The following is a 10932-nucleotide window of genomic DNA, read 5'->3' as shown; positions in this document are numbered from 1 at the left end:
GTTCGCGCACCGCCGCTGCCGTGGCCGCGCCCTGGTAACCGCCATCGGCGAAGATCCGCACGATGAACGGAAACAGGCGGCGGACCTCCTTGAGCACCGGCAACGCGCCGTCTCGGTCCTGGACATCGGCGGGCTGGATGTGGGCCGCCAGGATCAGGCCGAGCGTATCGACGACGATGTGCCGCTTCTTGCCTTTGACCTTTTTGCCCGCGTCGTAGCCCGACGGGTCGATCCGCGCCCCCCTTTTTCCGCGCCTTTGACGCTCTGACTGTCGATGATCGCCGCTGTCGGGCTGGCTTCCTTGCCAGCCAACTCCCGTACCGCGACGAACAGCACGTGATGGAGGCGGGCCAGGGTGCCATCCCACTCCCACAGCCCGAGATATTCATGCACCGTACTCTTGGGCGGCAGGTCTGTCGGCAGCGCCCGCCACTGGCACCCGGTCATCAGCACGTAGAAAACGCCGTTCAACACCTCGCGGATGTTGACCGTCCGCTGGCGGCCTCCACGTTTCGCCGGGGGAATCAACGGTTCCACCAGCGCCCATTCTTCATCCGTCAAGTCGCTGGGATAGCGGAGGCCGCGCCGCTCATAGACCCGCCGGTTCTCCTTCGTCCACATGCTGCCCCCCGATTCGTCTGGAGAGCTATGGAATCACAACTGATTCATCGGACTCAAGAACCTTCCGGACGGGCTCTTAGCCAAAATCCCCTCCGATAAAATTACAGTCGTGCTTGAGGCATGCTTTTCAGGAATCAGCCCATCTGGCACGGTCATTCCAAATGCTTCGCCAATCAACATTCTGCCCAAGGTGCCGAAGGTCCCTACGAACGTCACCGTCATTTCAGCGGGTGCTGCCGATCAGATGGCATCATGGGAGCAGGACAAATCTCATGGGCTGTTTACCAAGCATTTCCTGCTAGGCGCCTCTGGAACTGCCGACAAGAAGCCGTTTGGTGATGAAGATGGATTGGTCACATCTGAGGAACTTGAGCGTTATCTGGCCGAAAACGTAACTTACCTTGCCCGCCGCCTTTATGGCCGTGAACAAAATGTCCAGTTCCACCAAGTGAGTAAAAGATAGTTCGGATTGGAATTTTGCCGCCGAGGAACTGCTCCGGGATCAGCCAGGGCCGGGGGAGCGGGTGAACTGATACGAACCATGCCCACGGCGGAAACATTCCAGCCATGCGCTATCCACCGCAATCCACTCCTTTCCATCGACGAAGACGGAAGAAATACGGAAGACGGAAGATTTCAAATCTTGCTAAGTCATTGAAATCGCGTGGCGTCCCCAAGGGGATTCGAACCCCTGTCGCCGCCGTGAAAGGGCGGTGTCCTAGGCCTCTAGACGATGGGGACGTCGCGAGGTGAGGGCGTCTAGATACAGGGGGTGGGGGGGGAAATCAAGTGGCTTTTGGGAAAAAATCACCGGGCCGGCGCGGCGTCATCGACCACCAGCTGGACCGAGGTGGTTCCTTGCCACGAATCAGCCCGAAGAGTCCCAGCCAAATGGAAGGTCTGGCCGGCCGAACGCAGCAGCGCCAGCCCCATGTCGCTGTCGGCGGCGCGAAACGCAATGGCCTTCAGGCGTTGGCCGCCCTGCCCGACCAGGATCAGTCGCACATGGCCTTGGCCCACCACGTCGGCCTTGACGATACGAGCCGCCGACACCGCGAAGCGCGGCTCGGCATTGCCCGCCCCGAACGGACCGATCTGCTTCAAGGTCTCGATCAGATCCACCGTGCAGCCGGCGCAATCCAGGGCGCCGTCCAGCTCCAGCACCGGCACCAATTCGCCGGTCAACTGGGCCTGCAGGCGCTCGGCCAGGAAGGTCTTGAAATCGTCCAGGCGTTCGCGCGCCACGGTGAAGCCGGCCGCCATGGCGTGGCCGCCGCCGGCCTTCAAGATGCCGGCCTGGCGGGCGGCGATGATCGCCGCTCCCAGGTCCAAACCGGCCACCGAACGGCCCGAGCCCTTGCCCTCGCCGCCTTCCAGCGCGATCACGCAGGCCGGGCGGGCATAGCGTTCCTTCAGACGGCCGGCGACGATGCCGATGACGCCGGGATGCCAGTTCTCGCCGGCCGCCACCAGCAGCGGCAGCCCGTCGTCGGGACGGCCCTCCACCTGCTCGATGGCTTCCAGCAGCACGGCGGCCTCGATCTCTTGGCGCTCGCGGTTATAGCCGTCCAGACGCCGGGCCATTTCCGCCGCCTCCAAGGGGGCGTCGCAGGCCAGCAGAGTATGGCCCAACGGCGCCTCGCCGACCCGGCCGCCGGCATTGACGCGCGGCCCCAGCACATAGCCCAGGTGATAGGCGTCCGGTCGCTCGCGGATGCCGGCGATGTCGGACAACGCCGTCAGGCCGACGTTGGCCCGCTTGGCCATCACCTTCAGGCCTTGCGTCACCAGGGCGCGGTTGACGCCCTTCAGCGGCACCACGTCGCACACCGTGCCCAACGCCACGACGTCCAGCCATTGCAGGGGGTCGGGCATGGCGCGCCCCTGGTACCAGCCAGAATCCTTCAGCACCCGGTTGACCGCCACCACCAGCAGGAAGGTCACGCCGACCGCCGCCAGATGGCCGTGCGGGCTGTCCTCGTCGACGCGGTTGGGATTGACCACCGCGAAAGCCGCGGGCAGGTCGGGCTCGGCCTCGTGATGATCGACCACCACCACGTCCAGGCCGGCCTCGGCGGCGCCCTTCAGCGGCTCGTAGGCGGTGGTGCCGCAATCGACCGTCACCACCACCCCCACACCGGCATCCTTCAAACACAGCAGGGCCGGCAGGTTGGGGCCGTAGCCCTCGGCGATGCGGTCGGGGATGTGTACCTGGACCGTGGCGCCGGCCGCGCGCAGGAACCGGGCCAGCAGCGCCGACGAGGTGGCGCCGTCGACGTCGTAATCGCCGAAGATGCCAATGGCTTCGCCGCCCTGCACCGCGCGGGCGATGCGCCGGGCCGCCTTGTCCATGTCCTTCAGATGGAAGGGATCGGGCAGCAAGGCGCGCAGGGTGGGCGCCAGGAAGTTTTCGGCGTCGGCCAGACCGACGCCCCGGGCCGCCAACACCCGCCCCACCACTTCCGGCAGTCCCAGGCGTTGGGAGAACGTCAGGGCCAGACGCGAATCACCCCCGCTTTCCTGCCAGCGCCGACCGGTCAGCGACCGTTCAACCCCCAGGAAGGCGGGGCCGGTGGTCATGGGTCCTGATGCAGCAGGATGTGGCGCTTGAAGTCGTGCCGCGCCGTCATCTTGCGCACCGTGCCGGTGGCCGAGCGCATGACCAGCGAATGGCTGACCGCCCCGCCGTCGAACAGGGTCACACCGTCCAGGATGTGACCGCTGGTGATGCCGGTGGCGGCGAACATCACATGGCCCTTGACCATGTCGTCCAGGTCGAACTTGCGCGCCAGATCGGTGAAGCCGGCACGACGCGCCCGGCCGCGCTCTTCCTCGTTCCTGAGCAGCAAGCGGCACTGCATGCGCCCGCCCAGGCATTTCAGGCCGGCAGCGGCCAGCACGCCCTGGGCGGCACCGCCCGAGCCCATGTAAAGGTCGATGCCGGTTTCCGGCAGGCCGGTGGCGATGGCCCCCGACACGTCGCCGGCCTCGATCAGCACGACGCGGGCTCCGGCTTCGTAGATGCGGCCCAGCATGTCGGTGTGGCGCGGCCGATCCAGCATGCACACGGTCAAGGACGATACCGGCACGCCCTTGGCCTCGGCGACGCGGGCGACCATCACCTCGGCCGGCAGGTCCAGATCCAGCACGCCTTCGGGCACATCCGGACCGGCGGCGATCTTTTCCATATAGACGCCGCTGGGAACCTGCAAGAACGAGCCCTGCTCGGTGGCGGCCACCACCGACAGCGCGTTATGGCCGGCCTTGGCGCAGATGGTGGCGCCCTCGATGGCGGTCAGTACGATGTCGAGCCTGGGTCCGGTGCCGGTGCCGACCTTGCCCGAGCATTCCTCGCCCTCGCCATTGACGACGTTGCCGTCCATGGACAGGCTGTTCAGCGCCTCACGCATCGCCTCGGCGGCGGCCTGGTCGGCGGCGCGCTCTTCACCGCGCCCAACCCAGCGGGCGGCGGCAAGGGCGCTGGCCTCGGTGACGCGCACCACTTCCAGGGCAAGGTTGCGGTCAAGCGCGCGCGGTGGCGGGACGAAAAGGCGGTTGGGCATCGCGGGCTCGTTCATCAAAGGGCTTCGATACGGATGATGCGAGGCTGTTCCAGCACGGCGTCGAGAGCGGAAATCCGGGCCACGGCACGGTTCATCGCCGCCTCTTCGGTGTCGTGCAAGGTCATCACCATCGGCACGCTGTCGGCGGGCGAGCGGGCCGGCTGGATCATTTGTTCGACCGAGACGCCCTCGTCGCGCAAGGTGGCGGCGACTTCGGCCAGCACGCCCGGGCGGTCGACCACCGACAGGCGCATGTAATAGGCGCCGACCCGGCGGTCGATCGAGGCCACCCCTTGCGCCTTGAGGGCGGCGGCCGGCACGCCGAAGGCCGGCACCCGGCTGCCGCGCGCGATGTCGATGATGTCGCCGGCCACTGCCGAGGCGGTCGGACCAGCGCCGGCACCGCGCCCTTCATAGATCGAGCGACCGACGAAATTGCCTTCCGCGACCACGGCGTTGAACACCCCATCGACGGTGGCGATCGGCGTCTTGACCGGCACCATGCACGGATGGACCCGCTGCTCGATGCCGTGATCGGTCATCCGGGCGATGCCCAACAGCTTGATGCGATAGCCCAGCAGATCGGCGAAGCGGATGTCGTCGGCGGAAACGTGGCGGATGCCCTCGACATGGACCGAGGCGAAATCGACCGGAGTCCCGAAGGCCAGGCTTGTCAGGATCGACAGCTTGTGGGCGGCGTCGATGCCGTCGATGTCGAAGCTGGGATCGGCCTCGGCATAGCCCAGCGCCTGCGCCTCGCCCAGCACGTCGGCGAAGTCCCGCCCGGTTTCGCGCATGGTGGTCAGGATATAGTTGCAGGTGCCGTTCAAGATGCCGGTGACCTGGCTTATGACGTTGCCGGCCAGGCCTTCCTTCAGCGCCTTGATGATCGGGATACCGCCGGCCACCGCCGCCTCGAAGGCCAGCAAGACGCCCTTGTCCTCGGCCGCCCGGGCCAGCGCCGCCCCATGATGGGCCAAGAGCGCCTTGTTGGCGGTGACCACGTGGCGGCCCTTGGCGATGGCGTTCTCGACCACCTGGCGGGCAATGCCGTCCGAGCCGCCGATCACCTCGACCACCACGTCGCACTCGGCCTCGTCGGCCATCTTGGCGGCGTCGTCGTACCATGCCACCGAGGCCGGGATCGCCACGCCGCGATCGCGGCTGCGGTCGCGGGCCGACACCGCCACCACCTCGATCCGCCGCCCGGCGCGAAGCGCGATGATCTCGGCATTGTCCGACAACAGCTTGACCAGGCCGGCACCGACGGTGCCCAGGCCAGCCACGGCAATCTTCAAGGTTTTCATCAGCAGGTTCCCGCGCGTTTCTTTTCGGAATCTTCCAAGACCTTATCGTACTGGCCCAGGAAGGTCTTGATGTTACGCACCGCCTGCCGGGTGCGCTGGGTGTTTTCCACAAGCCCGATGCGGACATGGCCGTCGCCATATTCGCCGAAGCCGATGCCCGGAGCCACCGCCACCTGGGCTTCCCGCATCAACAGCTTCGAGAATTCCAGCGAACCCAGATGGGCGAAGGCCTTGGGGATCGGCGCCCAGGCGAACATGGTGGCCGGCGGGCTGGGCACGTCCCAGCCGGCGGCGGCCAGGCCCTCGATGATGACGTCGCGCCGCGCCTTGTACATCTGGCGGATATCCTCGACGCAATCCTGCGGCCCGTTCAGGGCGGCGGCCGCCGCCACCTGGATCGGCGTGAAGGCGCCGTAATCCAGGTACGACTTGATGCGGGCCAGGGCGGCGATCAGCTTCTTGTTGCCGGCGGCGAAGCCGATGCGCCAGCCCGGCATGTTGTAGGTCTTGCTCATCGAGGTGAATTCGACCGCAATGTCCTTGGCGCCCGGCACTTCCAGGATCGAGGGCGGCGGCGCCACGTCGAAATAGATTTCCGAATAGGCCAGGTCCGACAGGATCCAGATGCCATGATGGCGGCAGAAATCGACGACCTGGCCATAGAAATCCAGATCGGCCAGCAGGGCGGTGGGATTGCTGGGATAGTTCAACACCAGGGCGATCGGCTTGGGCACCGAATGGCGCACGGCGCGATCCAGCGCCTTCAGGAACTCGGCGTCAGGCGTGACCGGCACATAGCGGCACGAACCGCCGGCGATGATGAAGCCGTAAGGATGGATCGGATAGCTGGGATTGGGCACCAGCACGATGTCGCCGGGGCTGGTGATGGCGTTGGCCAAATTGGCCAGGCCTTCCTTCGAGCCCAGGGTGACGATGCATTCGGTCTCGGGATCGATATCGACGGCGAAGCGCCGGGCGTAATAGGCCGACAAGGCCTTCCTGAGGCCGGGGATGCCGCGGCTCATGGAATAGCGGTGCGCGCGGGGATTGCGGGCGGCCTCGACCAGCTTCTCGACGATGTGGGGCGGCGTCGGCTGGTCCGGATTGCCCATGCCGAAATCGATGATGTCCTCGCCGGCGGCGCGGGCGCGCGCCTTCATGGCGTTGACCTCGGCGAAGACGTAAGGCGGAAGCCGCTTGATCCGGTGGAATTCCTGGTCGTTGCTCATGGCATCCATCTCGTGACAGACTGCGCCAGTGCGCAGGCAAGGCACTATATCTAGCGTGCACAGGGGGAATAATCACGCGCTTTTTGGGCGCCCCGGCCGCTTGAATTGGGCAAAAGACATGGCTGCAAGCTTACGCATTGTATTGGTTTCCGCAATGGCCGCCTTTGGCCTTTCCCCGGCATGGGGTGGCGACCTTCACCAATTGTGGGACCGACAGTGCGGCGGCTGCCACGGCCATGCCGGACCGTTCGCCCGCCGGTCCCTGATCGAGATCGACGGGCACCTGATTGGTCGCGCTTCGGGCCGAGACTTGGCCGAATTGTTGACCATCCATAATGGCGGCTACGGCCCCGACGAAATCGCCTCGTTCCGCATCATGCTGGCCGCCCAGTTGGCGACGCCGCCGCTATACGCCGAACGCTGCGGCGACTGCCACGACACCGCTGCCGAGTTGATCCGCGATCTGGTGGTTCGCGGCGACGACGGCGAATTGCGCGGCCGAGCCGGCCGCCATCGACTGGCGGAATTCCTGCCAACTCATGCCTCCCTGTCGGCCGAACAGACCCAGGCGATCATGTCCGTGCTGGATCGAGTGGAATCAGAAGTGAATCACCGCTGATCGTCCGACACCCGCCTGCGGCATCCCCAGGCGGCCAGGATGTCGTCGATGGCCGGGGCGACGGCCCAACGGGCGGCGTCCGGGTCATAGAAGTCGGCCAGCAGGCCATCGTAATCGGTGTGGAGATGGCGGATGGTCGCCACCATCGACAGCCAGGCCGCCGCCTCGGGCGAGGCCTTGCTTAGACCCGGCGAATCCATGGCGTGATCAAGAATCGCCATGCGCTCGAAGGCCGGCACATGCCGGGCCAGACGATCCAGCGCCCCGGCGATCCGGTCGCGCCCCGCCGTCAAATCACGTCGAGATAGACCTGGGCCCCGGCACCGCCCATGCTGGCATAGCTGGGATCGGCGGCCACCATGATCTTGCTGGCCGGCACGCCACGGCGCGACAATTCGCGGGCGACGGCGACGGCGCGATCATTCGAGGCATCCAACCCGCCCATCAACTGGTGGACGGCGTCACCGGCCGAGAATTCCGGCGTCGGCGCGAACCCGATCACCCGGACCACGCCACCGGTCTGCTTGTAAAGCCGAGCGACCTCGGCGATGGCGGCCCGGTCGGCCGAGGACAGCTTGGCCGACGCCCCGGTGAAGTCGAGCGACGCCACCTGGAAGGACGCCGCCGGAGCCGGAGCCGGGGCCGGCGCCGCAAGGCCCTTGCCGCCGCCGCTGCTGCCGCCACGACGGCCGGTGGGCGGAACCAAATGAATCGGGGCGTCGTCGGCATAGGCGCCGCCAGCCGAGGCCGGGCGCGGCATATCGACCATGCCGGGATAGACGCTGGTCTGGGCGGATTCCGCCAGACGCTTCTGGAACTGCTCTTGAATCGGCTTCATCTTGCGGCCGCCGGGCATCGGCACCTGCTCGGGCACATCGGCGCGGGCGGGCGGCTGCATGTTCATGCTGGCGGGCGGCGCGTCGGGGCCCAATTCGCCGCGGGCGGTCGGCTGACGGCGGTCGGGCGACAGCCGAGGCTGCTCGGCCGCCTGGGCCACCTGGGTTCCAGAATCCGGCAACGGGCTGGCCTGGACCGCCGGCTTGGGCGGCACCACACCCTGCGCCGAGTTGGCGACCTGGGTGTCCGCCGGCGCGGGCGTGCGCTTGGCCAACGGCTTGGTCGGCGCGACCTCACGCGGGACCGGATCGGCATACTTGGCGTTGGAGCGGTCGGCGACCAGGCCCTTGGGAAGGTCCTTGCGGGTGTCCGAGGTGCGCTGCGGCACGGTGTTGACATCCGGGTAGCCCTTGGCGTTCGAGGCCGGGCTGGCCACCTCGGGACGCTCGCGCCCGGTGATCAGGTCGCTGGCGCCCTTGTACCATTCAACCGGATTGACGGCATCGGGAACCGACGAGCAGGCCGACAACAGAGTTACCGCCCCGACACCAAAGACTTGCGTCAGCACGCGCCTGGCGCAGCGGCGCCAATCCATCTTCACGCGACCCTTCATGGCTCGACCACCACCCCTGACGTCACAAAAAAATCTTTGAATGACCACCAAATCCGTCAAGTTCACGTTTAACAGGCCGGCGATCGAAAGTATATAGGGCTATGGGGGGAATTCAAAGGACGGGCCGAGGCTCGGCCTTTCGCACCTCCCCGCCGGCAACCCCTCTGGGTGGCTTGGCCCGGTGCAATAGTGGCGAGGGTTTCCAATGGCTGATGATAAGGGTACCGAGATCAAGATGATCGACCCGGCGGAACTATCGCAGGCGATGACCGGCATCGCCGAGCGCAGCCAGCGTTTGGTCGCCGATTTCCTGCAACGTCAGACCGCCGAACCCAAGGGCAACGGATCTTTGGACCCCTTGAACATCGGTAACGCCTTCCTGGAGATGACCACCCGGATGATGTCCGACCCGGCCCGCCTGGTCGAAGCCAACCTGTCCTTGTGGAACGATTACATGGCGCTGTGGCAAAGCACCGCGCGCCGCCTGATGGGAGAGACCTCGGAGCCGATCGCCACCCCCGACGCGGCCGACCGCCGCTTCAAGGACGAGATGTGGCAGGACAACGAGGTGTTCGACTTCATCAAGCAGTCCTATCTGCTGTCGGCCCGCTACCTGCACGGCCTGGTCGATGGGGTCGAGGGCATGGACGGACACACCGCCCAGAAGGTCGACTTCTACACCCGCCAGTTCGTCGATGCGATGGCACCGTCGAACTTCGTGCTGACCAACCCCGAGGTGCTGCGCGCCACCGTCGAGACCGGCGGCGAGAACCTGGTCAAGGGCCTGAACAACCTGCTGGACGATCTGGAACGCGGCAAGGGCAAGCTGTCCATCAAGATGACCGATTACGACGCCTTCAAGGTCGGCGAGAACATCGCCGTGACGCCGGGCAAGGTGGTCTTCCAGAACGACCTGATGCAGTTGGTCCAGTACGACCCCACCACCGAGACCGTCGCCGAGCGGCCGCTGCTGGTGGTGCCGCCATGGATCAACAAGTTCTACATCCTGGACCTGCGCCCCAAGAACAGCTTCATCAAGTGGGCGGTCGACCAGGGCCACACGGTGTTCGTCATCTCGTGGGTCAACCCCGACGAGCACTTGGCCGCCAAGGGCTTCGCCGACTACATGCTGGAAGGCCCGCTGGCCGCCATCGACGCCATCGAAAAGGCCACCGGCCAGAAGCAGGTGAACGCGGTGGGCTATTGCCTGGGCGGCACGCTGACGGTGTGCACCCTGGCCTATCTGGCGGCCAAGGGGAAGGATTCCATCGCCAGCGCCACCTTGTTCACCACCATGACCGACTTCGCCGAACCGGGCGAGCTGGGCGTCTTCATCGACGAGGAACAGCTGACCAGCCTGGAAGAGAAAATGAGCGAGCACGGCTATCTTGACGGCCGCGACATGGCGATGACCTTCAACATGCTGCGCGCCAACGACCTGATCTGGTCGTTCGTGGTCAACAATTACCTTTTGGGCAAGGACCCCTTCCCGTTCGATCTGCTGTACTGGAATTCCGATTCCACCCGCATGCCGGCGGCGATGCACAGCTTCTATCTGCGCAAGATGTACCAGCAGAACAAGCTGGTCGAGCCGGGCGGCATCACCCTGGACGGCGTCGCCATCGACCTTTCGACGATCAAGACGCCGATCTACATGCTGTCGACCCGCGAGGACCACATCGCGCCTTGGAAAAGCACCTATTCCCTGACCCAGCGCACCGGCGGAACGGTCAAGTTCGTGCTGGCGGCGTCGGGCCACATCGCCGGCGTGGTCAACCCGCCGGCCGCCAACAAATATTGCTATTGGACCAACACCAAGAAGCCGAAGGGCCCCGACACCTGGCTGGCCAGCGCCAAGCAGGAAGAAGGCTCGTGGTGGCCGGACTGGCACGGCTGGGCGACCAAGGGGGTCAAGCAGGTGCCGGCCAGGAAGCCCGGCGACGGCAAGCTTAAAGCCATCGAACCGGCGCCCGGCGCCTACGTCAAGGCGCGCGCCGTTTAACAAAGCCGCCCCGGCCGGCATTCCCGGCCGGGGCGTTTTCTTTCAGGATCGCCCAGCCCCCGCAGGGGGCGGTTCCTATTCTGATCGATGGTATTCATACCGACCTCTTTGTGTTAAAGAGGCGCCCTCATCCCACGTCGC

At 65.9% G+C, this 10932-nt stretch carries 9 protein-coding genes, 1 tRNA gene and 1 pseudogene; 3 read left to right on the top strand and 8 right to left on the bottom strand.

Translation table 11 applies throughout. The annotated features are described in order from the left end of the window. Positions 1–621: pseudogene (locus A6A05_RS09125) on the bottom strand (IS5 family transposase); the annotation flags it as partial. A gap of 109 nt (positions 622–730) precedes the next feature. Here A6A05_RS09125 and A6A05_RS20795 point away from each other — a divergent pair. After that, positions 731–1084 (top strand): hypothetical protein, encoded by a 354-nt coding sequence (locus A6A05_RS20795; protein ID WP_156520981.1) that lies wholly within the window; start codon positions 731–733, stop codon positions 1082–1084. Positions 1085–1286: 202 nt separating this feature from the next. Here A6A05_RS20795 and A6A05_RS09115 read toward each other — a convergent pair. The 5 genes from A6A05_RS09115 to A6A05_RS09095 form a co-directional block, all read right to left on the bottom strand. Next, positions 1287–1362: transfer RNA gene (locus A6A05_RS09115), tRNA-Glu, on the bottom strand. Between the two features lie 66 nt (positions 1363–1428). After that, positions 1429–3201, bottom strand: coding sequence for a single-stranded-DNA-specific exonuclease RecJ (gene recJ, locus A6A05_RS09110; protein ID WP_068499606.1), 1773 nt, complete (start codon positions 3199–3201; stop codon positions 1429–1431). Continuing rightward, positions 3198–4184, bottom strand: coding sequence for a class II fructose-bisphosphatase (gene glpX / locus A6A05_RS09105; protein ID WP_068499631.1), 987 nt, complete (start codon positions 4182–4184; stop codon positions 3198–3200). Before glpX ends, recJ begins: the two co-directional genes overlap by 4 nt. 14 nt (positions 4185–4198) lie before the next feature. Next, positions 4199–5491 (bottom strand): homoserine dehydrogenase, encoded by a 1293-nt coding sequence (locus A6A05_RS09100; protein WP_068499604.1) that lies wholly within the window; start codon positions 5489–5491, stop codon positions 4199–4201. Beyond that, on the bottom strand, positions 5491–6720 hold the full coding sequence (locus tag A6A05_RS09095) for an LL-diaminopimelate aminotransferase (protein WP_068499630.1): 1230 nt from the start codon (positions 6718–6720) through the stop codon (positions 5491–5493). The genes A6A05_RS09100 and A6A05_RS09095 overlap by 1 nt, the downstream gene beginning before the upstream one ends. A gap of 154 nt (positions 6721–6874) precedes the next feature. Between A6A05_RS09095 and A6A05_RS09090 the strand changes: the two genes are divergently transcribed. Then, the gene (locus tag A6A05_RS09090) at positions 6875–7339 is read left to right on the top strand and encodes a hypothetical protein (protein WP_068499602.1); all 465 of its coding nucleotides are present in this window, start codon (positions 6875–6877) and stop codon (positions 7337–7339) included. Here the strand turns inward: A6A05_RS09090 and A6A05_RS09085 are convergent. Both A6A05_RS09085 and A6A05_RS09080 read right to left on the bottom strand, forming a co-directional pair. Beyond that, positions 7330–7632 carry a DUF2293 domain-containing protein gene (locus A6A05_RS09085; RefSeq protein ID WP_068499600.1) on the bottom strand — a complete coding sequence of 101 codons (303 nt, stop codon included), beginning with the start codon at positions 7630–7632 and terminating at the stop codon, positions 7330–7332. The genes A6A05_RS09090 and A6A05_RS09085 overlap by 10 nt on opposite strands. After that, positions 7629–8789, bottom strand: a complete 1161-nt coding sequence (locus A6A05_RS09080) for an OmpA family protein (RefSeq protein WP_068499598.1) — start codon at positions 8787–8789, stop codon at positions 7629–7631. The genes A6A05_RS09085 and A6A05_RS09080 overlap by 4 nt, the downstream gene beginning before the upstream one ends. A 205-nt stretch (positions 8790–8994) precedes the next feature. Here A6A05_RS09080 and A6A05_RS09075 point away from each other — a divergent pair, with 205 nt between their 5' ends. Continuing rightward, positions 8995–10791: a PHA/PHB synthase family protein gene (locus A6A05_RS09075; RefSeq protein ID WP_068499596.1), complete on the top strand. Its 1797-nt coding sequence runs from the start codon at positions 8995–8997 to the stop codon at positions 10789–10791. Positions 10792–10932: the final 141 nt, after the last annotated feature.

Source organism: Magnetospirillum moscoviense, assembly GCF_001650635.1.
GTDB lineage: Bacteria > Pseudomonadota > Alphaproteobacteria > Rhodospirillales > Magnetospirillaceae > Magnetospirillum > Magnetospirillum moscoviense.
The sequence above is the reverse complement of the archived record's forward strand: the minus strand, read 5'-3'. Positions and strand labels throughout refer to the sequence as shown.

Coding starts and splice junctions, on each gene's coding strand:
- A6A05_RS09095 (WP_068499630.1), bottom strand. CDS start 6,720: ATGAGCAACGACCAGGAATTCCACCGGATCAAGCGGCTTCCGCCTTAC.
- glpX (WP_068499631.1), bottom strand. CDS start 4,184: ATGCCCAACCGCCTTTTCGTCCCGCCACCGCGCGCGCTTGACCGCAAC.
- A6A05_RS09080 (WP_068499598.1), bottom strand. CDS start 8,789: ATGAAGGGTCGCGTGAAGATGGATTGGCGCCGCTGCGCCAGGCGCGTG.
- A6A05_RS09100 (WP_068499604.1), bottom strand. CDS start 5,491: ATGAAAACCTTGAAGATTGCCGTGGCTGGCCTGGGCACCGTCGGTGCC.
- A6A05_RS09075 (WP_068499596.1), top strand. CDS start 8,995: ATGGCTGATGATAAGGGTACCGAGATCAAGATGATCGACCCGGCGGAA.
- recJ (WP_068499606.1), bottom strand. CDS start 3,201: ATGACCACCGGCCCCGCCTTCCTGGGGGTTGAACGGTCGCTGACCGGT.
- A6A05_RS09090 (WP_068499602.1), top strand. CDS start 6,875: ATGGCCGCCTTTGGCCTTTCCCCGGCATGGGGTGGCGACCTTCACCAA.